21 protein-coding genes and 1 tRNA gene are annotated in these 23834 nt (G+C 65.7%); 14 read left to right on the top strand and 8 right to left on the bottom strand.

Features of this window, described 5'->3' with window-relative positions; translation table 11 throughout:
- Window positions 1-6 precede the first annotated feature (6 nt).
- From KUG39_RS07175 to cas8g1, 4 genes are all read left to right on the top strand, one after another.
- A complete protein-coding gene (locus tag KUG39_RS07175) occupies window positions 7-1593 on the top strand; it encodes a helicase-related protein (protein ID WP_286192998.1) in 1587 nt (528 codons plus the stop codon).
- Window positions 1584-2606, top strand: coding sequence for a type I-G CRISPR-associated RAMP protein Csb1/Cas7g (gene cas7g, locus KUG39_RS07170; RefSeq protein ID WP_216913900.1), 1023 nt, complete (start codon window positions 1584-1586; stop codon window positions 2604-2606). Before KUG39_RS07175 ends, cas7g begins: the two co-directional genes overlap by 10 nt.
- Complete coding sequence (gene csb2 / locus KUG39_RS07165) at window positions 2606-4024, top strand: type I-G CRISPR-associated protein Csb2 (protein ID WP_216913902.1); 1419 nt, start codon at window positions 2606-2608, stop codon at window positions 4022-4024. The genes cas7g and csb2 overlap by 1 nt, the downstream gene beginning before the upstream one ends.
- A 961-nt stretch (window positions 4025-4985) precedes the next feature.
- Window positions 4986-7187, top strand: coding sequence for a type I-G CRISPR-associated protein Cas8g1/Csx17 (cas8g1, locus tag KUG39_RS07160; protein WP_216913904.1), 2202 nt, complete (start codon window positions 4986-4988; stop codon window positions 7185-7187).
- A gap of 20 nt (window positions 7188-7207) precedes the next feature.
- Here cas8g1 and KUG39_RS07155 read toward each other — a convergent pair whose 3' ends face one another.
- A complete protein-coding gene (locus tag KUG39_RS07155; protein WP_216918269.1) occupies window positions 7208-7597 on the bottom strand; it encodes a hypothetical protein in 390 nt (129 codons plus the stop codon).
- A gap of 113 nt (window positions 7598-7710) precedes the next feature.
- On the opposite strand from KUG39_RS07155, the gene KUG39_RS07150 reads away from it, so the two are divergent.
- The 4 genes from KUG39_RS07150 to KUG39_RS07135 all read left to right on the top strand — a co-directional run bounded on the left by KUG39_RS07150 (window position 7711) and on the right by KUG39_RS07135 (window position 11182).
- Window positions 7711-9015, top strand: a complete 1305-nt coding sequence (locus KUG39_RS07150) for a HEPN domain-containing protein (protein ID WP_216913908.1) — start codon at window positions 7711-7713, stop codon at window positions 9013-9015.
- Window positions 9016-10121: 1106 nt separating this feature from the next.
- Window positions 10122-10283, top strand: a complete 162-nt coding sequence (locus KUG39_RS07145; RefSeq protein WP_094585821.1) for a PCP reductase family protein — start codon at window positions 10122-10124, stop codon at window positions 10281-10283.
- Between the two features lie 44 nt (window positions 10284-10327).
- The gene (locus KUG39_RS07140) at window positions 10328-10525 is read left to right on the top strand and encodes a DUF8635 family protein (protein ID WP_015109473.1); all 198 of its coding nucleotides are present in this window, start codon (window positions 10328-10330) and stop codon (window positions 10523-10525) included.
- Window positions 10526-10843: 318 nt separating this feature from the next.
- Window positions 10844-11182, top strand: coding sequence for a DUF565 domain-containing protein (locus tag KUG39_RS07135; protein ID WP_233133959.1), 339 nt, complete (start codon window positions 10844-10846; stop codon window positions 11180-11182).
- A 33-nt stretch (window positions 11183-11215) separates the two neighbouring features.
- Here KUG39_RS07135 and KUG39_RS07130 read toward each other — a convergent pair whose 3' ends face one another.
- Together KUG39_RS07130 and KUG39_RS07125 are read right to left on the bottom strand one after the other, a co-directional pair.
- Window positions 11216-12226, bottom strand: a complete 1011-nt coding sequence (locus tag KUG39_RS07130; RefSeq protein ID WP_216913910.1) for an aspartate carbamoyltransferase catalytic subunit — start codon at window positions 12224-12226, stop codon at window positions 11216-11218.
- Window positions 12223-12915, bottom strand: a complete 693-nt coding sequence (locus tag KUG39_RS07125; RefSeq protein ID WP_216913912.1) for a DNA-3-methyladenine glycosylase — start codon at window positions 12913-12915, stop codon at window positions 12223-12225. The genes KUG39_RS07130 and KUG39_RS07125 overlap by 4 nt, the downstream gene beginning before the upstream one ends.
- Before the next feature lie 90 nt (window positions 12916-13005).
- On the opposite strand from KUG39_RS07125, the gene KUG39_RS07120 reads away from it, so the two are divergent.
- Together KUG39_RS07120 and KUG39_RS07115 are read left to right on the top strand one after the other, a co-directional pair.
- Window positions 13006-13725 carry a hypothetical protein gene (locus KUG39_RS07120; RefSeq protein ID WP_216913915.1) on the top strand — a complete coding sequence of 240 codons (720 nt, stop codon included), beginning with the start codon at window positions 13006-13008 and terminating at the stop codon, window positions 13723-13725.
- 65 nt (window positions 13726-13790) lie between these two features.
- Window positions 13791-13928 carry a DUF8629 family protein gene (locus KUG39_RS07115; RefSeq protein ID WP_015109478.1) on the top strand — a complete coding sequence of 46 codons (138 nt, stop codon included), beginning with the start codon at window positions 13791-13793 and terminating at the stop codon, window positions 13926-13928.
- 36 nt (window positions 13929-13964) lie between these two features.
- On the opposite strand, the gene KUG39_RS07110 is transcribed toward KUG39_RS07115, so the two are convergent.
- Complete coding sequence (locus KUG39_RS07110) at window positions 13965-14261, bottom strand: DUF6679 family protein (RefSeq protein WP_190611435.1); 297 nt, start codon at window positions 14259-14261, stop codon at window positions 13965-13967.
- A 70-nt stretch (window positions 14262-14331) separates the two neighbouring features.
- Between KUG39_RS07110 and KUG39_RS07105 the strand changes: the two genes are divergently transcribed.
- Window positions 14332-15150 (top strand): creatininase family protein, encoded by an 819-nt coding sequence (locus tag KUG39_RS07105; RefSeq protein ID WP_216913917.1) that lies wholly within the window; start codon window positions 14332-14334, stop codon window positions 15148-15150.
- 48 nt (window positions 15151-15198) lie between these two features.
- Window positions 15199-15492, top strand: coding sequence for an Asp-tRNA(Asn)/Glu-tRNA(Gln) amidotransferase subunit GatC (gene gatC, locus KUG39_RS07100; protein ID WP_094585826.1), 294 nt, complete (start codon window positions 15199-15201; stop codon window positions 15490-15492).
- Here the strand turns inward: gatC and crtR are convergent.
- The 3 genes from crtR to KUG39_RS07085 form a co-directional block, all read right to left on the bottom strand.
- Window positions 15489-16508, bottom strand: coding sequence for a beta-carotene hydroxylase (gene crtR / locus KUG39_RS07095; protein ID WP_216913919.1), 1020 nt, complete (start codon window positions 16506-16508; stop codon window positions 15489-15491). The genes gatC and crtR overlap by 4 nt on opposite strands.
- A gap of 85 nt (window positions 16509-16593) precedes the next feature.
- On the bottom strand, window positions 16594-18162 hold the full coding sequence (locus tag KUG39_RS07090) for an alpha/beta hydrolase family protein (RefSeq protein WP_216913922.1): 1569 nt from the start codon (window positions 18160-18162) through the stop codon (window positions 16594-16596).
- A 77-nt stretch (window positions 18163-18239) separates the two neighbouring features.
- Window positions 18240-18321: transfer RNA gene (locus KUG39_RS07085), tRNA-Leu, on the bottom strand.
- Window positions 18322-18416: 95 nt separating this feature from the next.
- On the opposite strand from KUG39_RS07085, the gene KUG39_RS07080 reads away from it, so the two are divergent.
- Window positions 18417-19028: a Ycf66 family protein gene (locus KUG39_RS07080; protein ID WP_216913924.1), complete on the top strand. Its 612-nt coding sequence runs from the start codon at window positions 18417-18419 to the stop codon at window positions 19026-19028.
- 25 nt (window positions 19029-19053) lie between these two features.
- Window positions 19054-21981: an isoleucine--tRNA ligase gene (ileS, locus tag KUG39_RS07075; RefSeq protein ID WP_216913926.1), complete on the top strand. Its 2928-nt coding sequence runs from the start codon at window positions 19054-19056 to the stop codon at window positions 21979-21981.
- Window positions 21982-21996: 15 nt separating this feature from the next.
- Here ileS and KUG39_RS07070 read toward each other — a convergent pair whose 3' ends face one another.
- Window positions 21997-23781, bottom strand: coding sequence for a glycosyltransferase family 2 protein (locus KUG39_RS07070; RefSeq protein ID WP_216913928.1), 1785 nt, complete (start codon window positions 23779-23781; stop codon window positions 21997-21999).
- Window positions 23782-23834 lie beyond the last annotated feature (53 nt).

Genomic DNA, 23834 nt, shown 5'->3' with positions numbered 1-23834 from the left:
TCACTGTTGCCCACGGGCACCCCGCGCTTCTCGTTGGGGGATGCTGACTACGAGCACCCGATCGCGCAGCGCAAGGTGGGCCGACCCAAGCCCCTCACCCTTGCTGGCAAGGCCGATCCTGTTGATCTGGTGCGCCAACACCATCAGGAAGGCACCCTCACGCTGGTGGTGGCCAATCAGGTCAAGCGTGCCCAGGCCATCTATGACGGTCTGATGGGCCTGCCACGCCTGCTCCTCCATTCCCGGTTCCGTCGCGGGGAACGGCAGGCGATCGAAAACCGACTACGAACCTTCCGAGGTGTGGTGGTAGCGACGCAGACCGTCGAGGCGGGGGTCGATCTTGATGCCCGCCTGCTGGTGAGCGACTTGTGCCCCTGGGCGTCGTTTGTTCAGAGGTGCGGAAGGGTCGGGCGAAATGACACTTACACCGATGCGGCGGTGATCGTGCTGGAGAACGGTGAGGCGTTGCCTTACCAAGAAGCTGAGCTGGTGGCCACCCGACAGCGCCTGGCAGGTCTGAGCGATGCGGCCGTCCGTGAGCTTATGGGGGTTGAGGCACCACCCCAGCCTGGAGTTGGGGAGCGCCTCACAGCAGATGCCTTCCAGCTGCTCTTCGATACCCACCCGCTGGAGCAGGGAGACATCGACATCTCCCCCTATTTGCGGGTGGGCGAGATGCGGGATGCCTCTCTGCTCTGGAGGAGGGCCCCTGGACCGTCGATGGCCCCAGCCACGGATCTTGAGCTCTGCCCTGTTCCGCTCAGGGCTCTGCAGCGGCGCTTCCCCATGGTCTGGTCACCACGCGGTGATGGGTGGGCAGAAATCCCCTCCAACCAGCTGAGGGTGGGGGACATGGCTGCGGTGCCCTGCTCGGCTGGTGGCTACGACCTAGAACTCGGCTGGCATCCCACCACCGTGCTGCCGGTGCCTGAAGTTCCCATCGAGACTCTCCAGCTGGATCCAGAGGATCGCAATAGCTTCGGGACATCGGTGCCAGTCACGTTGCCCCAGCACCTCAGAGACGCCCGGGATGAGGCCGATTCCCTCTGCCAAGAGCTGGTGATTGCTCCACCATTGGCAGACCAAGTGGTGCGCTCGGCCTGGCTGCATGACATCGGCAAAGCCCATCCCGTCTTTCAGCAAACAATGCGCGCCAACGGTTGCGGAGATGGCCAATGGGCCAAGGCGCCGGGCTGGGGCTCTCGCCACTCACGAACTGGTTTCCGTCACGAGGTGGCTTCGGCTCTCGCCGCCCTCCATCTAGGGGAGGAGGAGTTGGTCGTCTATCTCCTGATGAGTCACCACGGCAAAGTGCGATTGCGGCTGGAGCCGTTCCCTTGGCAAAGCCGGGATGGCCCACTGCACGGCGTCGTTGATGGCGAAGACCTTCCTGCCGTTGATGGCGTCACTCCCGCTACGCCACTCGCCTACCCAACCAAAGGGCTTGGGAAAGGCTGGTCCCCTCTTGTACGGCGCCTGTTGCGTTCCCACGGCCCCTTCCTCCTGGCGACCCTGGAGGCAGCAGTACGGGAAGCAGACCTCCGCGCCTCCCGCCGATGGCAGATCCCCGTTCCAACCACCCCATGCATCTGACACTTACCCTCCGCTCCCTCCTGCCGACCTTCGTTCCAGCGGGGTTCGTCGATGTTGGCCACAGCGTCGTCCGAGACTCGAGTAGCGGGAAAAACCTGGTGATCGTGGATTCAGTCCAGTCCCTGGCTAATCACATCGAGGCCACGCTGCTCAGCCAGCCGGGCCAGGTGATCGGGGGACTCGAGGCCATGCCCTACGTGAGGCTCACGATCACCGACCCTGCCGGTCGCACCCGCATCACCAGCAGCCTGGAACTGCCCCATCGTCTGGCCTCGGGTTGGTTCTGCAAGGCCAAGGAACTCAAAGCGTTCCAGGAGTCCCTCGCCACTGACATCCTCGACAACGGCATCGCGGCTGCGACCTTCCGGCGCTGCCCGAACTCGCTGCTTCACGGGGTTTTCTACAGCCAGCTGGCGGGACTGGATCCGAACGTCGCCAAGACCCCCCGCCTGTTGTCGGCGGAGGTGGTGGGGCACGGTGCCCAGTCCGTCAACGACGGCGGCGTGGCCAAGGATCCTCTCTTCCCCTCCGGTGAGGGCTTCGATGTGGAGGGTCTAGTGGGAGCAAAGGCTACCGCTGCCGAGGTTGGTGCGGGCTATATCCCCTATCGGCACCAGTCATTCATCGCCGAGAAGGTGGAACTGTCGATCTATCTGGCGGAAGGCCGCATCTCTCACCTGCCTCTGCCAGATTGCGCCAAGGAGGTACTGCGATTGCTGGCGCTCTTGAAGTTGTCACTCCTGCTGGGCGAGCCGCTCGATCTACGGGCCCACTGCATCTTCCAAGCCGTAGATATTCCAGAGAATCTCAGCGACCCGGAGGGACTGCTGAGGGATCTGCAGCATCAGCTGACCGCCTGTCAGGGGCAGGGGCTGTTCACTGATCCTCCAGTAACTGACTTCGCTCTTTCTCTCGGGGCGGCCAAGAAGAAGGCTGGCCGAACCGGAGCCGGGGAGGTGGCTGCAGCCGTTGTGGCTGCAGCTGTGGTGTCTACAGCGGAGGCGGAGGACTGATGGCGACGATCCTTCGGATCACCCTCCTCTCAGGCCGCTATGGCGCCACCCCTTGGGGACGCAGTGAGTACGAGGGGCAGGTCGAGTATCCACCTTCTCCCTGGCGGCTGCTCAGGGCCGTACTGCACGGTGGCTTTGCGCTGTCAGCCACTCCAGAGCAGTTGCCGGATGGCGTCGAGGATCTTGTGTCCCTGCTGGCTCAGTATCTGCCCAGTTATCACCTGCCCTACGGGGAATACGGCCAGATCCGGGGCTTCCGGCCCGCATATGGCTGCGAACCGGTTTCACCGCTGGATACCAAGGGCTACAGCCACGCCCAGGGCAAGCGCCGTTCCTTCATCGACTCCTATCTCCAGCTCGGTGCCGGTGCTGCCTTGCACGTCTGCTGGCCTGTGGAGCTAAGCGCAGAGCAGGAGCGGCTGCTGACCGCTTGCCTGGCGGGGGTGAGTTACCTCGGGCGGGCCGAGTACCCCGCCCTGTGGCAGGTGGTGCCGACCATGCCAGCGGTGAACTGCTCTCCAGATCCCGCCGGCACCCTGAGCGTGCTCTGCTGCGGCAGTGAGAACGTTCTTGAGGGGCTGAGGATGAACCCCCAGCAGGCTCGTCAGGAGGGTCGTCAGGCCCCTCCAGGTCAGCAGTGGGTGAGCTACCGCTACGACCCACAGCGGCCTCCTGTTCTGGCGGGTGGATCCCGCCCCAGGCAGGTAAACCGGGCACTCTTTGCATTTCTGTCCCCCTATCCCTTACCGGCCTCAGCGGGAATCGCGTGGACGGACAGGGTGCACAGGGCTTTGCTCCAGCTCGCCCCATCCTCCTCGCTCTTCTCAGGGTTGGTCGGTGGTCAGCCGCTCGGGGAAGACCAGCGGGCTTGGTATCGCTGGGAGGAAGAAAATGGCAGTCTCACCCTGCTGGAAGTGCTCAGCCCCCAGCCCTTCAGTGAGGCGGAGATTGAGGCGCTGCGCTCCCTCCAACGCCTCTACGGTCGCGGTGGTGTTCAAGTGCCGCTGCGTCTGATGCGGCTGGATGCTGCCGGCATCCCTACGGGCAGGATGCTGCGTACGGCCACTCCGATGCTGCTATTTACGACCCCAAGGCCAGGCAAGCTCCATCGCTCCCCTGCCGCCCAGGCGATCCAGTCCCTTCTCTGGGGCTTGGGGGAGCAGGGGAAGTTGGCCTCGGATTCTTTCCAGTGGCAGGAGCATGAAGACCGGGTAGCGGTGGCGCATCCCGATCGGGGCCAGATCGCCGCACGGATTCTCGAGGTGGTTGATGAGAAGCGAATCGTCGCCCGGGGAGAGCGGAAAGCGGCATCTTCCCTGGGCTACCACGTCGAATTGGAGGCGGAGAATCCTCTACCCGTGCTGGGCATCGGCTGGGGACGGCACTTCGGGGTCGGCCGGCTTGAGGTAGTGGCGTGAGCGAGCACCTGCTCCCACCGCTGAGATCCCGTATGACGTCGAGGAGCTCCGCGCTGCCATTCACCGCACGGCTTTTCGGGCGATCGGAGGCAGGAGATCAGCGGCCGGTACTGACCTTCAGGAGAGCTGCGCGCGATCCGCCATGGGAGTCCTCGCAGTGCAATCGGCTTCAGAGATGCAGCTCCAGATGAGTGTTCTATCTGGGATAGTTGAAACTGGGTAACGTACCGCCGGCGGGCGACGATGTAGGCCGCACCAGATGAGTGTTCTGTCTGGGATAGTTGAAACTAGAAGGTCGCAGTCAGGCCCTGCAGCATGTAGCCGTTCCAGATGAGTGTTCTGTCTGGGGAAGTTGAAACAACGTGTACCCGGCGAGCGGGGCGCAGATCGACACCCTCCAAATGAGTGTTCTATCTGGGGAAGTTGAAGCAACGTTGACCTGCAGGGCAATGACCTAGATGCCTGGAGCTCCAGATGGTTCTTCCCTCTGGGATAGTTGAAACCAGATAACCGGGAATGACTACAATGCGATGTTCAAGTCGCCGCTCCAGCTGGTTCATCCAATTGGGGAAGTTGAAATCGGAATGGGAAACCCCCTAACATCGCCGCCCGCTCGTCACTCCAGATGACTAAGTTTTCTGGGGAAGTTGAAACTTGCACACCACCCGGGTATTTGAGAACATTCCGCCGAAGTGCCAGATGATTTTCCATCTGGGGAAGTTGAAACATGATGTCGTTGCGAACCAGCGTTTCGATGTAGGAGACTTCAGATGGTACTTCCATCTGGGGAAGTTGAAACTAGCCAGGCCGGAGACCCTCGTACTCCTATACGTTGGGTTCTAGATGGATCTTCCATTTAGGGAAGTTGAAACTAGCCGATCCAGTAGGGCCGCCCATCCTCGTCCTCTGTCTCTTTCCAGATGGCTCTTCAATCTGGGGAAGTTGAGATGGCTAACGCACGATGGACCACGACACCTTCCAGGACGGTTCCAGATGGATGTTCCATCTGGGGAAGTTGAAACTGGGTTGCCCAGGTGCTTCAGGACACCACCAACGGGTTCCAGATGGTTCTTCCATCTGGGGAAGTTGTAACTATGAGTTCGACACGCTGGCCAGCAACGATGCGCCGTTAAGGATGGTTTTTCAGTCTGAGGAAGTCGAAACTGCGAGTGGCGCCGCACCCGTGCATGGCGCGCCCGCCATGTTCCAGATGGTTCCTCCATCTGGGGAAGTTGACAACCCTGCCCACTCCGTCAATGCTGTCTCTATGGAAACGAGTCTTACTGTCTCTCCCCTCTCCAGCTATCTCTCCGCCTTGGGCCTACTCCGAGTGGTGAATAGCCAGCTGGACCCCAATGCCTGTGGCTATTGGGGAGAGGGACGGTTCTATCTAGAGTGCACCGCGAATCCTTCGAACCTGGTCGATTTCTTTGCGACTTTCTATCGCCCTTCCCCTTGCATCACTCCATGGAACAAGCCTAAAGGAGGTGGCCCCGGCTTCCTGAATTGTGAGGTCCCTTCAGCGATTGCTGCACTTGATGGCGAACGCTTCGAGGAACTGCGGCGGGTAGCGGCTGTGGCGGCTCGGGTGATGCCGGAATACGTCCGTGGTGGAAGTGTCAAGGGCGAAGAGAAAATCCGGGCCTTCACCCGCCTCAGTGCCGAGGCCGACAGCGATGCCTTCGCCTCATGGCTGAAGGTCTGCGCTGTCCCCACGACCGACTCCAAGGGGAAGCCAATCGTCCGATACCCAGCCTTATTGGGAGGAACCGCAGGCTTCCTGGGAGCCGATTTCGGCGAACAGTTTGTGAAATCTCTTGCCATCGCCAAGGCGGAGCACTTCCACGCAGCGATTTTCGGCTCCAGTGCTCCTGGGGTCCTGGTCAGTGCCGGCAACACACTCACCTATGACCCCGCCGGCCGTGGCGATGGCCAGCAGGGCTACCGGGTGGCCGTTAGCGATACACAAACCACCACCTCCAACCCCGCTGAGCTGATCCTGTTGGCGGAAGGAATGACCTTCTTCCAAGGCTATGCCCTTACCTCCCACCAGGACGAGCAGGGCGAGGGGGGCGTCCGGCAAGCGAGCTTCACCCTGGCAGTGACCCACAACTCCTCTGGCCACCCCTCTAGCAGCTGGCTGGAGAACAAGGGCCAGCGTTCCGAAGAACTGTGGTGCCCGATCTGGGATGAGCCAGTCCCGCTCCATGAAGTGCGTGCTGCACTTGACGGGAAAGCCCAGTTGCCCCTGCCCCGCCAATTGGTCACAGGAACCGATTTCGCTCTCTTCGCCTCCCAGCTAGGTCGGGAGAGGGCTCTCTCCGGCTTCGCCCGCTACTGCTTCCCACCCAGGGTGGGCCAGAGCACCAAGATTCCCTCGCTGATCGAGGTGTTCCCCCTGGCCGACGGCCGCGAGGACCGTACCGATTCGCTGGCCAGTGTCGCTGGATTCGCCTCCACCCTGCGTTGGCGCGCCAGTGATCCATCCACCCCCGCCAGCTACCGCCACGCCGCTGAGCGGGTCGTGGCCGAGCTGGAGTTCCTATCCGGTGGCGGCGGTTCCTTCGCGGCGCTGCTGCGCCACTTGGTCACTTGGCGCCGGCAGGAGAACCTCAATGCTGAGGACAAGCAGCTGAATCGGTTCCGCTTCCGTCGAAAAGAACTCCCCCCCGAGTGGTTCGTTCTGCTTGGGCGGGAGCTGGAAGGCCCCGAATGGCGCCTGGGCATGGCCTTGGCCACCCGCCATCCCTACGCCTCGCTGGACGATGTGCATTTGCTCCTGGAAGGCCGTCTGGATGAGGCTTTGGTGGACGATCTAGAGGCCGGGTTGGCATGGATTGATCGAGAAGGGCTTCCCCCAGACCCTCAGCCGCAAGAGGAGATCCCCTGGCTGCCCGCCGATTACATGGTGGGGCTGCTCCTCAACCAGTGGCGCTTCGGGGAGCATGTACCTGTTGATGGCGACCGCAAGCGGTGGCGGGAGCTTCTTCTCGCAGACCGCCCTGCGGAGGCCATGCAAGTGGCCCTGCACCGGCTTCATGTCTCAGAAGTAGTCAGCTGGCCCTGGCCAACGATCACCTGCTCCGATCCACAGCGTCTGCTTCGGGCCATCACGATCCCTATCAACCCGGTTGTGCTTGGAAGGGCGCTACGAAGGGGATGAGGAGTGGCAACACTGTCATTTCAGATGGTTTTGGAGCCGGAACTCTCAGTGCACAGCCCTCCACCAAGACCCCAGACCACCCCCGCCACCCTGGGATACAAGCAGGCTATGGGGTGACTGCCACCGGCTTGAGCCAGCTCCTCAGGGCGGCCAGTGACCACGGGGACGTGCTGGCCGGTGTGGGTGTCGATGCATTCGAGGGGCCAGCCGTCGGGGTCGATGTGCCACAGGAAGCGGTCCATGGTGGTGGCGCGATTGGTTACAGGGTTCCCGTGGGCGGTCAGCGGCACGGCGAGAATGGCCTGAGCCAAATCCTGCACGATGCGCTTCCCAGTCCTGCTTGCAACGGCCGTGGCAACACTCACCTTGGTTCCACTGCCAGCCAGCACAAAAGTGGTTGCCGAAGGCAAGCCCAGTCCAGGCGGCTTCTATTGGCAGGAGGTCCAGAAAAGCAACGGCAGCACCCAGTACCTTTGCCGTTCGACCAAGGCCTCCTGCACCCCTTAGATCTTGCTATACGAGAATGAAAGCCCAACGCCAACGGCCAGGCAAGCATATCAACTTGATTATCAAGGCAATAAAATCCATCAAGGCGACGAACAAGCCCATCAATCCCGAGACGCTAATGGACGACGGGATGATCGAGTGCATACATGAAGACCAGGTTTTTATCATATCTGGATCAGAAGCGGTGGCCACCTTTACAAGGCTCACCACAAACATTCAATGCCAGCCGGAATGGGAGGGCAAGTTCTCCGAGAAATACATCTCTACAAAGCTCAGGAAAATCCTAGCGGCGCTGTCATCGCAGACACCCGAATCATTAATCCCGCAACTGGAGAACTTCGTCGAGCATCTTCAGAGTTTTCAAAAGGTTCAGGAGTGCGTGATGCCGATTCAAGGCCTTAAGCTTGAAGTTGAGGAGCTTCATCTTGGTAGCATCACCTTCAGGCCTGCTGACCAGCAACAGCTAGATCATCTTAGGGAGCGTGCCGAGAAAACGATATTGACCATGAAGCTTTCAGACGACGAGAAACAGCACTGGCTTTTACATTATCGAAAAGTGATTGAAGAGAGATTGGGCGCTTTCGACACGCTTGCCTTTTCTAAATCGATTGCTGAAGTCGATCAGGCTCGCGTCAATGCCTTAGACGCTATCGACATGGTATTGAACGTCTTGAGATTTTTTGCTCCGTATACTCAGGATTTTCCGGAGTATGTGGGCCTAGGGCTCCCAGGGAATTTTTCGAAGGCCGCGTACAGTAGTTTCGTCTTCTCTGAAGATGGATCATTTAACACGGATTTCCCATCATCTGGCCGGCATCTCCCATTCAAGGTCGACAAAGAATTCTTAGAGCTTCATGGAAACTCACTAAAGAGCTTCAGTGAAATCATCGCAAACCCTACACGGACAGAGCTTGAGAACCGAATCTTGGTGGCTATACAGTGGGCTGGGAAAGCGCAATCTGACTCTCAGCCACAGCAGCAGTTGCTTTCATTGATTACAGCCCTTGAATGCCTGTTGAACCCCACAGACGGAAGGCCATTCCGCATTGGCTTATCTGAGAGTGCAGCATTGCTCATCGGGAAAGAGGATCTAGGCCAGAGAGTGAGACTTTTTGACTTTCTCGCTTCAATGTACGACAAGCGAAGCAAGGTAAGCCATGGGGGATCCATTGATATAGCCAATTCCGAAATCCGTAGCCTTCAAGGAATCACTGGCGCAGTGATTATGAAGATTGTCGGCGTCAGAGCAAACTTTATGACAAGGAAAGAGCTAGAGTCTTGCTTGGGCCGTGCGCGACTGGGCGCAACACTCGATCTATAAGTAATTTTCAACTAATCGCGTTGCAGGCATGAAAGCCATCTTGGGGCATTGCCATCACCCGTAGCCAGCCGCCCGGGTTCCGCGAACGTACCTCCTCTCAATTGAAAACTGAGATTGCCCTGCAATCTCCTTAGATGAGGACATCACAGATTGCCCCTGGATAAACCCACTCTCGCGTCCCTACTGGGACACGACTAAAGGCTGGGCAGCATGGTTGCATACACAGGAATTCGCCCGGTACGACCAAGTGACAGCGGCGCCTTCGACCCCTGCGTAAGGTCTGCTTCCTGTCACCAGCGAGGCTTGGTGATCCCGCAACCGCAGGTAGAGGGATCTTCAAGAAGCATGGGCCTAAGCCTGAGGCTGCATTTGCCCAGCCCCCCGGACAAATCAGATCCGCCGCCTGCCGAACTTCGCTGAGCACATGGACAGCATCTATGGCGACTCCTTGAGCAGCTCGATCCAGTGACTGAGATAGGCGGCACGGTTCTCGATCTCGCTGCCGATCTCCAGCACCTACCCCCGATCTCAGCGCCCACTCGTCGCGGGCATAGGGCGGCTTCCCGAAGGCACTGCCTAGCTCTCGCTTAACGCGGGATCCGTAGCCGGTGGAGTGGATCTGCTTCAGCTCATGGGCCTGGCTGGGGCTGGTTGCAGCGTGGGAGTGGAAGCTGGCCGGCGTGAACTTGAAGGGGACCCCCTAGCCAGGAACCGGCAGCAGGGCGCGGGCCAAGGCGATGGGGAGGAAGAGCCCTGCATGACCCAAGAGGGCTCCCAGGGGGCTCCCAGGGGGCTCCTAGAGGCAAATGGACGCCCTCCCAGCCTCAGCCCTGTCCAGCGGCGTTGTCGGTGGGCACGCACACCGTGACGGAATGTGGAGATCGCGACCGACCCATGGGTGCAACTTTGGGTGCAGGGGTGGGTGCAGAACCCCTGAAACCCCCAAAATCCGGTCTAGTCATAGCAAGGGGTCTCAGCGAATCTCACCCCAAACCCCCGTTTCCCCTATTCTCCATCCACCATTCTCCCCGCCCGGGCCTGCCAACGTCCTGCGGGGTGTCCCGGCGGCTGCCGGCCCAACCCCGACCCGTCCCGATCCCCTGCCGATGAACTGGAGCAGCGACGCGGAAACCAGCCTGAAGGAGATCCCGTTCGTGGTGCGGCCGATCATCCGGCGGCGGATCGAATCCCTGGCCCGCGAGGCCGGCCTCGAGGGTGTGGATCTCGCCTTCTACCAGCAGGCCAAGGAGCGTTTCGGAAGGAAGTGAATCGGCGATGGGGTAAAAGAGGGGGTTGATCAGGGGCCCGCTCAATGTCGCAGTCCAAGCGCGAACAGGTTGTCAGTCATCTGCGCTACATCCGCCAGGAGCTGCGGGAGATGCACCAGGGGGTCATGGAGGACGGCCTGCTGCCGGAGGCCGGTGAGGTGCGGGGTGTGATGGCCCAGATGGAGGCCCTGCTGGAACTGCTGGAAGGCAAGGGATCCCGCAAGAAGGACGGGGACGGCTGAACCGGGACGTCTGAGAACGCCCACGCCACCCGTCAAGCCCCCGCAGGGACGCTCCGGTCAGCGGCTGCCCCCCCTTGCCCGACCCGCTGGAGATTGGTTTGCTGGTGTCGTCCCCATCACCCCGCCCGGGCCTCGGCCTCGGGCTTTTTTATTGGCATCCCCTATCGGTGGGGGGAAAATGCTGTCAAGACGCCAGAGATGGTGTAGACAAGAGATCGCAGGGATTGGGCCGGGTGATGGGGATCACCGCCAGCGGCTTTCCACCCTTGGGTGTTGAGCCCCCTGCTCCCCTTTCCACCCAGCGGCAGGTTCGCACCGTTGCCTCCCCGCTTCCAGCAGACCCGATTCCAGCAACGGATCACCCAGTCCGGCAACCTGCTTGAGGCGTGGGCCCAGAACCCCTGGCGCCGCCTTTCCCTGTTGCTGATCGTGCTGCTGGGCGGGTTCGTGATCGGCGGCAGCGTCGGCTCGATCACCGGCGCCCTCGCCCTGTTCGATCCCCTCGGCGCCCTGGTGTGCGTGCTGGCCATTGAGGTAGCGGCCCGGCTGCGGCGCAGGCTGCTGGCCCAGCCGCTGAAGCTGCGGCTGCAGGTGCTGGACATGGCCCGCATGGGCCTGCTCTACGGCCTGCTGCTGGATGGCTTCAAGCTGCTCTGAGGGGCCGTCGCAACCCGCAGGCCGCCTGAACCCTCAGACGGCGGCGAGCAGATAGAGCAGGGCCATCCGGATCGGAATGCCGTTGCGGACCTGCTCCTCCACCAGGCTGCGGCCGGGATCGTCGAGCAGCTCGCCGGCAATCTCCACCCCCCGGTTCACCGGGCCGGGGTGCAGCACCGGCACGGCGTCGCCGCAGAGGGCCAGGCGCCGGTGGCTGAGGCCGTACTGGCGGTGATAGGTGTCGAGGCTGGTGAGCAGGTGCTGCTGCATCCGCTCCTTCTGCAGGCGCAGGGTCATGACGGCATCGGCCCCGGGCAGGGCCTCCTCCAGGCGCCGCTCGACCCGCACCCGGCCCCGGGCGGCCACCGGATCGGCCCCCTGGCCCGGCGGCGGAGCCAGAACGAAGTCGGCGAAGCAATTGGGCAGCAGGGTGGCCGGCCCGCAGAGCACCACGTCGGCGCCGCAGGCGGTGAGGGCCCAGAGGTTGGAGCGGGCCACCCGGGAATGGAGCACATCGCCGACGATGACGATGCGGCGGCCCCGCAGGCTCTCGGGGGAAGGGGCCTCGGGTTCGAAGTGGCGCGCCAGGGTGAACAGGTCGAGCAGGCCCTGGCTGGGGTGGCTGTGCAGGCCATCACCGGCGCTGAGCACCGACACCCGCTCGCCGCAGCGGTCGAGGTCGCGGGCCAGGCTGTGGGGCACCCCGGCGCAGCGGTGGCGCACCACGAGGATATTGGCCCCCATCGCCACGTAGGTGCGGGCGGTGTCGAGCAGGCTCTCCCCCTTGCTGAGGGAGCTCGACGATGGCGAGAAGCTCTGCACCTCCGCCGAGAGCCGTTTGGCGGCCAGCTCGAAGCTGCTGCGCGTCCGGGTGCTGGGCTCGAAGAAGAGGCTGGTCATCAGCCGGCCCTGGAGGGCGGGCAGGCGGCGCGCCCCGGCCACCGGCAGGGCCCGGAAGCGCTGGGCCAGTTCGAGAACGGTGGCGAAGTCGTCGACCGAGAAGGACGCCAGGTCCAGCACGTGGCGGTGACTCCAGCCGCTCAAGGCGTTCTGCTCCCGTCGAACGACCCAACCGTAGAGGCCAGCAGGTCGGCGAGCCCATCGTGGCGGGGCGTGCGATCACCGCGGGCCCGCCGGCTGACGCTGCGGCTGGCGCGCAGGTACCAGCGCCAGGGCAGTTCCTGCCCCTGGGAGACGCCGATGCGCTGGGTCTGCAGCAACGGCGCTTCCCCCTGCGGCCCCGACCCCTCCAGCAGCGCCGCCAGCCCGGGCGGCCGCGGGGCCAGCCACAGGCCAGAGGCCGGCGTGGCGATCAGGCCGTCCTGACGGCGGTCGATGGCGAAGCAGCGGGCCAGCAGGCCGGGGCCGGCCGCCGCCCGCTCCGGGGCCCCCGGCAGGGCCGCCGCCCGCAGCAGCACCCCGTTGGCCCAGTCAGACCGGCCGGTGACCACGTTGACGCAGTGGTGCACGCCGTAGGTCAGGTACACGTAGAAGCGGCCGGGCTCGCCGAAGAGGGTGTCGTTGCTGGCCGAGCGGCGGCGGTGGCCGTGGCAGGCCGGCTCGCTCTGGCAGTAGGCCTCGGTTTCGACAATCACGCCCCAGAGCAGGGCGCCCGACGCCTGGCGCCGCAACAGCAGACAGCCGATCAGCTCCGGGGCCACCACCTCGGCGGGGCGGGCGAAGAAGGGCGGGGGGAGGGCCTGGGCGGCAGGGTCGCGATGGCTGATCACCATTCTCATTTTTGCAACCGTGTCCGTTGGTACGGCAGGGGCCGGGACAGACGTCTTAACCAGGCCTTAACCGAGGCATAACGTTGGGCGGCCATGGCGAAGCGCTACTCCACTCTCGATCGGCTGCGCTTCACCCGGACAGGCCTGAAGTCTCGCCTCGACTATCTCAAGTCCAGGTACATCTTTGTGCACGTCCCCAGGTGCGGGGGCACCTATGCCTCCACCCTGATTCACGGCAGGCCCCTCGGCCATCTCTACGCCGACTTCATCCGACGCAAGCTTCTGGGCACTGCCGACTATGCCGCCCGGACATCCGTCGCCTTTGTTCGCTGTCCTGTCGAGCGGCTGATTTCGGCCTACTGCTTCTCCCTCCGTGGCGGCACGGAGTTGGTGTCCCAGTTTCCGCTGCACAGGCCACCCCGCTGGGCGCTGACGGATTTTCGGACCTTCTGTGAGGACTGGCTGTTTCAGCAGCGTCCGCATCGGATCGATTTCATCTTCAGGCCCCAGAGCTGGTGGTTGTACGACGAATCCGGTCACCTGATCGTTGACGAGGTCAACCATCTGAGCCGGATGGATTCATGGCTTCAGGAGAAGGGCTTCGTCACCGAAGCCAGCCAGGTGAACGTCAACGCCTCGGAGCGGGGTCTGGCGGATGAAGCGCGCAGGGCCCTGTGTCCGTCCCTGATCGCTTCGATCCGCGATCTCTACGCCCAGGATGTCGCGCTGCTCAGCGGCCACCCCTCCTGCACCCCCGCGGACCCGGCCACGGTGCGGGGAAGCGGACGACAGCTCTCCCCTGCGCACCGTTGACGCGTCTGCGGGCCACACTGACAGCAGCGGTGAACAGCCCTTCGCCCGCCGATCCACACCCCTCCATGGAAACCGCCAGCTTCAACCTCGGCACCGTGCTTCTGGCCGTCAGCGGCCTGTTCGTGCTGACCACCCTGTTCTTCGGCACCAAGGGTGGCTACTACGACACCGACGACTACGACGGCAACGGCACCGCCCACTGAGGCAGGCAAGCCGGCCGCCAGCCATCGCGCCAGGGATCAGGAACTCCCCAGCCGTTCAGCCTCGGGGCAGTCGCCGGTGGTGGGCAGGTCGTCGGCATCGGCGGAGAGGCTCACCGAGGCCAGGCGGGTGCTGACGGCTCCGATCGAGGCCAGTCGGACACTCTCCTCCCAGCTGTGGCGCTCGTCGCCGTCTTCCTCGTCGAAGCGGAGGGTGACCAGATCGCCCTCGATCTCCACCACCAGGGCCCTCTCGATCCAGCGCTGCTGGTCCAGCAGGTAGACCCAGACCGGTCGCTGCTCCAGGCGAAATCGGTCGAGCTTGCGATGCAGCATCGTGACGCCGCGGATAGGGTCGATCCTAGGCAGCACGGCGCCTGTCGCCATGTTCACCATGACCCGATCAATGCCCAGCACTGCCCCAGGCCCCAGCACGGTTCCGGGCCCCGTCGCCAGCAACGAGGCGATCCGGCTGCAGCTGCGCAGCTGGCCCGAGGTGGAGGACTACCTGACCCGCTGCCGGGGGGTGATCGTGCCGCTGGGGTCCACCGAGCAGCACGGGCCCACCGGCGCCATCGGCACCGACGCCCTCACCGCCGAGGCCGTGGCCCTGGAGGTGGGTCGCCGCACCGGGGTGCTGGTGACACCCGCCCAGGCCTTCGGCATGGCCGAGCACCATCTGGGCTTCGCCGGCACCATCAGCCTGCAGCCCTCCACCCTGCTGGCCGTGCTCCATGACGTGGTGCTCTCGCTGGCCCGTCACGGCTTCGAGCGCATCTACGTGATCAACGGCCACGGCGGCAACATCGCCACGGCCAGGGCCGCCTTCGCCCAGGCCTATGGCACGGCCGCGGCCAGGGGGCTGCCGGGCGCCGAGCGGCTGCGCTGCCGTCTGGCCAACTGGTTCACCGCCGGCCCGGTGATGCGCGAGGCCCGCGATCGCTACGGCGACCGGGAGGGGCACCACGCCACCCCCAGCGAGATCGCCCTCACCCTGCACCTGGAGCCCAGCCTCAACGCCAAGCAGCGGCCCCTGCCGGAGGCGGCCCCCGCCGGGCCGATCCACGGCCCCGAGGACTTCCGCCGCCGCCATCCCGACGGCCGCATGGGCTCCGACCCGTTCCTGGCCACGGCCGACCACGGCGCCCGCTTCCTGGAGCTGGCGGCGGCGGCCCTGGCCGACGACCTGGCCGATTTCCTGGGGCCGGAAGCGGAAGCCAGCTGAGGCGGCGACGGCCGCGGCTAGGTTCGGACGACGACGACGAGCGCGACGATGGAGCGGATCACGGCCGAGGATGTGCGCAAGGTGGCCCAGCTGGCCCGCCTGGCCCTGCCCGAGGAGCGGATCGCCACTTACACCGTTCAGCTGGAGCGGATCCTCGACTACGTCGCCCACCTCGAGCAGGTGGACACCGAAGGCGTTCCTCCCACCACGCGGGCGGTGGAGGTGGTCAACGTGACCCGGCCCGACGCGGTGGACCCCACCCCGGTGCGGGAGGAGCTGCTCTCCCTGGCGCCCCAGCGGGAGGGGGATTTCTTCCGCGTGCCCAAGATCCTGGGCGACTAGCGCACCGGCGATACGGCGGTGCGGTGCAACAGCTCAAGCACCCGCCGGCGGGCATGGCGGGTGGGCATCAGCCTGGCGATCGGCCGAAGCCGGCTGCGACGCTTCTTGTGGGAGCGCACGCCCAGGAAGATGTCGTAAAGGAAGTTGAGGCTGTCGGTTCGGGTTTCGAACAATCCAAGCCGCTGGGGTGAACCCTTGGCATCCAGAATCGGCTTGGTGGCGTGATAAGCCGGTTGGTATTCGAACCAGGGGATCGACGGCCAGAGATGGTGGATCAGGTGATAGTTCTGGCCCATGATCAGCCAGTTCATCAGCCTGCTGGGATAGACGCGGGCGTTGTGCCAGCGGTTGCGGGACTGGAAGGGCCGGTGGGGCAGGTAGTCGAAGAACAGACCGAGGGTGACGCCCACCATCAGGGCCGGGGCGAACCAGCAGTTGAAGACGAACGGCAGGAAGTTGTGGCGGGCGGCCGCCACCACAATCAGCACGAAGATGGTGCGGGCCAGGACCCACTCGAACAGCTCGTTGTGGCGCCAGAGGCGATGGCGGAAGAAGAAAACTTCGTGATAGAAGAACCGCGGCGCGATCAGCCACAGGGGCCCGAAGGTGCTGACGATGTGGTCGGGATCGAGCTTGGGATCATTGACGTGGGCGTGGTGCTGCAGATGCACCCGGGTGAACACCGGGAAGCTGAAGCCCAGCAGCAGGGCGGCGCCATGGCCCATCACCGCGTTCCAGATGCGGTTGGGATGGGCGGCGTTGTGGCAGGCGTCATGGATGACGGTGCCCTCCAGGTGCAGGGCCAGGAAGCCCAGGGCCAGCAGGGGTGGCAGGGGCCAGCCGCCCACGAACCAGCCCCAGATCGTCAGGCCCGCCAGGCCGTAGCCCGCCAGGAAGAGGCCCACCGTGGGGTTCCAGGCGGCGGGGGGATCGAGGTACTCCCGGGGGACGCTGAGCCGAGGCACGGGCGTGGTGGAAGCCACGGGAGCGGACGTGGGTGCCAGCGTGTCTGTCATGGCCTGGGCCAGGTCCGGATCTCCGAAGGAGGACCCAGATTACGGAACCCGCCCGGTCGGCGCGACAGGGGCCGGGCCGGGGCCGTCACGGCTGGTTGGGTCCGAGCGGCAAGGCGAAGCCGATCGGCAGGGTGGGCAGGTTGGCGGTGACATCCACCAGGGGGAACTCCATGTCGCCCCAGCCATCGGTGGGCAGCAACGAAGGGGCGCTCGGTCCGGGGGCGGCGGCGGCTCCGGCGGCAAAGGCGCCGTCGGTCCAGGCCAGCAGCAGCCCCCGCAGGGCACCGCCCCCCTGCTCATAGGAGGAGCGCAGGTTGAAGTGGTCGCCATCCTTGGCCAGCACCAGCCGGTGGCCGCCGCCGGCGTTGCGCGCCTCCAGGGCCATGGGCGTGAGCGCCTCAGGGCCCGAGGGCACCACCCAGTCGCGGCTGCCACTCACCAGCAGCACCCGGGCGCCCATGGCCCGGGCCGAGCCCTGGTCGAAGAGCAGCGACATCGGCGGGCTGACTGCCACCACCGCCTTGATGCGGGGGTCGGCCAGGCCGGCCTGGTCGGCGGAGGTGAGGAAGCTGCACTGCAGCACCCAGCTGACGTTGCGGGCGGGGTTGGTGACGTCCTTGCAGAAGCGGTTGAGCAGGCCCGCACTGGGTCGGGCCCCGGCCAGCTGCAACACCGTGGTGGCGCCATAGGACTGGCCCATCGCCACGACGTTGTCGGTGCGCAGGCCCGCTGGCAACGCCAGGCTGCCCGCCGCAGCCGCATTGATGACCGCGCTCATGTCCATGGGCCGCAGCTTGAGGTCCTCCGGCTTGGGGGGCGGCGTCTCGCCGGAGAGCATGGCCTGCTGCTGCGATTTGTCGCTGCCGGGGTGGCGGGGGAGCAGCACGGTGTAGCCATAGCTGGCCAGGTGCCGGCCCCAGCCCTCGAAGCTCTCCGGGTCGTCCCAGAGGCCATGGGAGATCAGCACCAGGCGGCCGTTGGCGCCCGTTTCCGGCTGGATCGTGACCACCTGCAGGGGATTGGGGCGGTGCGTGACGGGGATCGCCAGCTCCTGGCGCTTCACGGCCCGTGGCCCCGTCTGGCTGAGGGCCGGGTTGATCGCGGCCGGGGGCTGGGAGGTCACCAGGGACTGGCCCAGGCGTTGCTGGTTGGTGACGCGATCGATGGCGAGGATCACCCGCTGCAGGTCCACCGACGCGCTCTTGCCGGGCATGGCCTCCAGCACGTCCAGCAGGTTGAGGCTGCCCTTCGCCTGGCTGGTGGCCAGGGTGTCGGCCAGCTGCTTGGTGTCCATCGGCTGGCGAACCCCCTCCACCAGCACCACCGACGAGAGCAGCAGCAGCACCTGGCTGACCAGGGGGGAGCCCACCGACTGCTCGGCAATGGCCTTCACCGGCAGGGGGAGGGGGGACTGGAAGGCCTGCACCAGCTTGCGGCCGATCGCCCCATCCATGGCCCGGTCGAGCTCGGCGAGATCGCTGCTACCAGACAGGAGACTGCGCTGGTCGCGCAGCTCACTGAGCCGGATCGTGAACGGCGTCTCAAGCAACGGAAGGCTGAGCTGGATCTGCTCCAGCGCCTGGCCGGGAGCCCCCGCCAGCAGCGACCCAGCTCCAAGGAGCAGCGCCGTGAGCTGGCGAAGAGGGCTCTTCATGCTTCGGTTCCTGATGGTAGGCAGCGTAGGTGTGCCATCCCCACGACACCCCTGGGCTGGCCTAGATCGCTCATCGATGCCCACCGGGGGACTTGAACCCCCACGACCTGAGCCACTGGAACCTAAATCCAGCGCGTCTACCAATTCCGCCAGGTGGGCGCCTGCTGGACTCTAGACAGGTCGGCCGGCGCCATCCGGCGGGATCGGCCATCCGGTGGTCACCGCCCAGAATGGCGCCAGACGTCGCCCCGGCCATGCTTGCCACCCTCGGAGGCCTCCTGGCCCTGCTGCTGGGGCTGTTGCTGCTGCTGCTGCCCCTGCTGGCCTCCGAACTGAGCCGGGCGAGGGATTCGGTCTGGGGGGCGGTGGTGCTGCTGCTGGGCCTGGTGCTTGTGACCAGCGCCGAGCGGCTCACGGGCGCACCGATGCTGGCGGTGCTGTGCGGCGGCCTGCTGATCGGCCGGCTCGGGGTGGAGGTGGGCCAGGCCCGCTGGCGCCTGCTCACGGACGAGGAGCGCCAGCGGCTCTGGTCGTTGGAGCGCTGGCAGACCAGCCTCAGCCAGCTCGGCGCCTCCCTGGCGCGGCTGCTGCAGCTGGCCGGCGGCATGGCCAGCGGTCTGGGGGCCTGGCTGGCGGAACGGCGCGCCACCCGCCCCGCCAGCACCAAGAAGTGGGTGCGGCCCGAAGCGGAGGCTGTCGCCGCCTCAGGCGCCGAGCCCGCCGTGGTGACGGAGACGGCCGGCGAGGAGCCACTTGTGGTGAGCGACTTCGAGGCGATCGACGCCCTGCTGGAGCAGGCCTTGCCGGAAGCCCCGCCCGAGCCGGTGACGCCGCAGCCGGAGGAGGGTCTCGGCGAGGCGGGATAATCCAGCCTTCTCGCGCTCCGGCGACGTGACGGCAAGCCCGGCGTCCTACAAGGACACGCTCAACCTGCTGCAGACGCCCTTCGCGATGCGGGCCAACGCCCGGGTGCGGGAGCCCGAACTGCAGGCCTTCTGGAAGGAGCACGATCTCTACGGACGGCTGAGCCGCGGCAACCCGGGCGCCCCCTTCACGCTCCACGACGGCCCGCCGTACGCCAACGGCGCCCTGCACGTGGGCCATGCCCTCAACAAGATCCTCAAGGACATCATCAACAAGCACGCCCTGCTGCAGGGGCGGCGGGCCCGCTTCGTGCCGGGGTGGGACTGCCACGGCCTGCCGATCGAACTGAAGGTGCTGCAGGGCCTGGGCAGCGAGGAGCGGCGGCAGCTCACCCCCATCGACCTGCGGCGCCGGGCCCACGCCTATGCCCTCGAGCAGGTGGAGGCCCAGAAGAGCGGCTTCCGGCGCTGGGGCATCTGGGCCGACTGGGACGAGCCCTACCTGACCCTGCAGAAGTCCTACGAAGCCGCCCAGATCGGCGTCTTCGGAAAAATGGTGCTGGCCGGCCACATCTACCGGGGCCTCAAGCCGGTGCACTGGAGCCCCAGCTCCCGCACCGCCCTGGCCGAGGCCGAGCTGGAGTACCCCGACGGCCACACCTCCCCCAGCGTCTACGTGGCCTTCCCGGTGGTGGAGCTGCCGGAACCGGTGGCCGGGCTGCTGGCGGCCGCCGGCATCGCCGGACCCACCGATGCGGCCCACCGGGAGCAGCTGTTCGTGGCCATCTGGACCACCACCCCCTGGACCCTGCCGGCCAACCTGGCGGTGTCGGTGAATGGCCAGCTCGACTACGCCATCTGCCGCGACGGCACCACCAACGGCGGCACCCCCCGCTACCTGGTGGTGGCCTCCCAGCTGGTGGAGCAGCTGCGCACCAGCCTGGCGCGCCCGCTCGAACCCCTCCTCACCCTCAAGGGGGCCCAGCTGGAGGGGATCCAGTACCGCCATCCGCTGCTGGATCGCACCAGCCCGGTGGTGATCGGCGGCGACTACATCACCACCGAGACCGGCACCGGCCTGGTGCACACGGCACCGGGCCATGGGGTCGATGACTTCCATACCGGCAACAAGTACGGCCTGCCGGTGCTCTGCCCGGTGGACGAGGCCGGCACCCTCACCGCCGAGGCGGGCCCCTTCGCCGGGCTCAACGTGCTCAAGGACGCCAACCCGGCGATCATCACCGCCCTGCGGGACGCCGGGCTGCTGCTGGCCGAGCAGCGCTACGAGCACCGCTATCCCTACGACTGGCGCACCAAGAAACCGACCATCTTCCGGGCCACCGAACAGTGGTTCGCCTCCGTCGACGGCTTCCGGGCCCAGGCGCTGGAGGCGATCGCGGCGGTGGAGTGGCTACCGGCCAGCGGCCGCAACCGCATCGAGGCGATGGTGCGCGACCGGGGCGACTGGTGCATCTCCCGCCAGCGCTCCTGGGGGGTGCCGATCCCGGTCTTCTACCACCGCGAGACGGGCGAGGTGCTGCTCAACGGCGACACCCTGGCCCACGCCGAGGCGCTGATCGCCGAGCACGGCGCCGATGTCTGGTGGGAGCGGGACGAGGCCGGCCTGCTGCCGCCCGCCTGGGCCGACCAGGCCGACCAGTGGCGCAAGGGCACCGACACGATGGATGTCTGGTTCGACTCGGGCTCCTCCTGGGCCGCCGTGCTGGAGGGCCGCGGGCTCGGCTGCCCCGCCGACCTCTATCTGGAGGGCTCCGACCAGCACCGCGGCTGGTTCCAGAGCAGCCTGCTCACCTCGGTGGCGGTGAACGGGACGGCCCCCTACCGCAGGGTGCTCACCCACGGCTTCACCCTCGATGAGAAGGGCCGCAAGATGAGCAAGTCGCTCGGCAACGTGGTCGACCCCGTTGTGTTGGTGGAGGGGGGCAAGAACGAGAAGCAGGAGCCGCCCTACGGCGCCGACGTGCTGCGGCTGTGGGTGAGCTCGGTGGATTACTCCGCCGATGTGCCCCTGGGGCCGGGCATCCTCAAGCAGCTGGCGGACGTGTACCGCAAGGTGCGCAACACGGCCCGCTATCTGCTGGGCAACCTGCACGATTTCGTACCGGCCGAGCATGCCGTGCCGATCACGGATCTCCCCCTGCTGGATCGCTGGATGCTGCAGCGCACCGCCAGCCTGATCGAGGAGGTGAGCGCCGATTTCGAGCGCTTCGAGTTCTACCGCTTCTTCCAGGCCCTGCAGAACTTCTGCGTGGTGGACCTGTCCAACGTCTACCTCGACATCGCCAAGGACCGCCTCTATGTGAGTGCGGCCGCCGACTTCCGGCGCCGCAGCTGCCAGACCGTGCTGCACATGGTGGTGGAGCGGCTGGCGGGGCTGATCGCGCCGGTGCTCTGCCACATGGCCGAGGACATCTGGCAGAACCTGCCCTACCCGGTGGCCGAGGCCTCGGTGTTCGAGCGGGGCTGGCCCACGGTGCCCGGCAGCTGGGCCGCCCCGGAGCTGGCGGCGCCGATGCAGCGGATCCTGGAGCTGCGCGCCCAGGTGAACCGGGTGCTGGAAGGCTGCCGGGGCCGGGGGGAACTGGGCGCCTCCCTCGAGGCCCAGGTGCAGCTGGAGCTGGTGGAGGCGGGGCCTGAGGCAGGCCCCCTGCGGGAGGCCCTGGCTCTGGTGGAGGCCAGCCCCCATCCGGAGGTGGACAACCTGGCCGACTGGCTGCTGGTCTCGGCCCTGCGGGTCGGCGGGCCTGTGCCGGCAGAGCCGCTTCTGGCGGAGACCGAGGAGGAGGGGGTGCGGGTGCGGATCGCGCGGGCGGCGGGGCACAAGTGCGAGCGCTGCTGGCACCACGAGAGCGACATCGGCCAGCACCCGGACCATCCCACCCTGTGTGGGCGCTGCGTGGGCGTGCTCGGGCGCCAGGGGGCTGGGCCCGCCTGATCCAGCGGGATCGGGTCAGACCAGCCCGAAGGGGCTGAGGACCTTTCTGGCCGCGATCTTGAGCTGCAGGGGAATGCCCTGCCTGGGGAGCTTGCGCACGACGCGGGCCGCCAGCCGGCGGGAGCGCGTGGCCAGCGAATGGGACTCCAGCAGGGGATAGGGGGAACGCTCCCGCAGCAGCTTGATCAGCCAGGCCTCCGCCGCCGGATCCTGGGAACCAGGCGCCAGGGCCGCCTCCGCCAGGCGGATGCGCTCGGCGAACTCCGCCACCATGGCCTGATAGCCGCAGGCCTCGGCGATGGACCCGTGGGAGGCATGAACCCGGGCGAAGTGCTTGAGCGACTTGCGCTCCAGCAGGGCGGCGTGGTCGAGCAGATCCTCGATGTCGTTGGCGATCCGCACGACGCTGGCCTGGGCACTGACGATCGGCATTTCCTCGATCACCAGCGGGGCCTCGCGGGTGCCCGCGGCGCTGGCGACCGCGTAGGTATGGGCGATCGCCTCGACCTTGCGGCCCACCAGTTCCCGCAGCAGGGCCCGGTTCCGCTCGGTGGGGGCCAGATGGCGGCCGGAGGAGGTGTTGGCCATGTAGGCGGCGTGCAGCAGGGAGGCCTTGACCAGATCGAAGGGGGCGCCGTGCACGACCAGGACACTGGCCACCCGGACGACATGCTCCTGGAAGGTTTTCTTGGAGCCCCGGAAGGAACCGCCGTGAAGCTCGGCGGCGACATCGAACACCCTGTTCAGCTCAGCGATCTCCTTGCGGGAATGGCCCTGCGCCAGGCATTGCCGCACCAGCAGAGGGAACGAGTGGACGTAGGGATAGGCGTGGTTATCCACGGCCTCGGCCGCCGCCGCAGGCCCCTGGGTGCGGGGGTGCACCAGCTCCATGCTGCCGATCTGGCGGTTGAGGAAGGAGGTCATGCTCTGGAGGGAGCGCAACTTCCACTTGCTGGACAGGTAGGCCACGTCCCGGGCGGCCTGCTCATGGCTCCAGCGGCTGCGGAAGGGCTCGATATCGCAGAGCCAGTAGGGGGATTGGGCGTTGGCGTACACATAGCTGACAACGGACTTCGGCTCGAAGATGACCCGGTAGTTCGCCTGCCTCGCCACCATGGCGATGTCGATGTGCTCGTTCGCCTGGAGGTAGGCCTCATCGAGGGGGCCCGTCTCTTGGAGCATCTTCATGCTGAGCAGCATGCAATGAAATTCGCCGAAATCGGAGTCACCCCCCTGAAGGGAGCCCGCGACACGAGCGGCGGACGCATTGGCGAAGAGGTGCTCTTCGTTGTACTCGATTTCGCCATTTCTCTCCGAAAGATGGTTCTTGCCGCCGGCCATGTGGATGCGATCCTCCGACAGCTCACCCATCAGATAGAGAGGGAACACGATGCCCGCTCCGGTTCGCTCTGCCGTGGCCACCAGGGTCTCGATCCAGCCCTTGGTGACAAGCACATCGTTGTCGATGAAGCACACGTACTTCGTCGTCACCGCCTGCAGCGCCTGGTTGCGCAGCTGGTTGGGGGTGCCGTTCCCTGCCGTGAACAGCGTCAGCTCGCCGCGGGCCTCGGCCGCTTCGAGCTCCCGGCGCACCGAGGGAGGGGACTGGCTGTCGTGGTAGTGCAGGGCGAAGGGGTAATCCCTGTGCTCCAGGAGCGAGCGCAGCGAGCGGGAGGCAAAGCTGTGCCGCTCGCGGAACACCACGACGACCGTGACCAGGGGGAGCACCGGGGAGCCGCCCGGGCTGGCCTGCCCGACGTCGCCGTGCTGTACGTCAGTGCGGCGTACGGGGGCCGTCATCAATGGCAATCAGATCCGGATGGCGATGATAACATTCTTCTCAATGAGGCATC

The sequence above is a fragment of the Synechococcus sp. CCAP 1479/10 genome (genome assembly GCF_019038515.1).
In the GTDB taxonomy this organism is placed as follows: Bacteria; Cyanobacteriota; Cyanobacteriia; order PCC-6307; family Cyanobiaceae; genus Cyanobium.
This window is presented reverse-complemented; position numbering and strand designations above follow the sequence as displayed.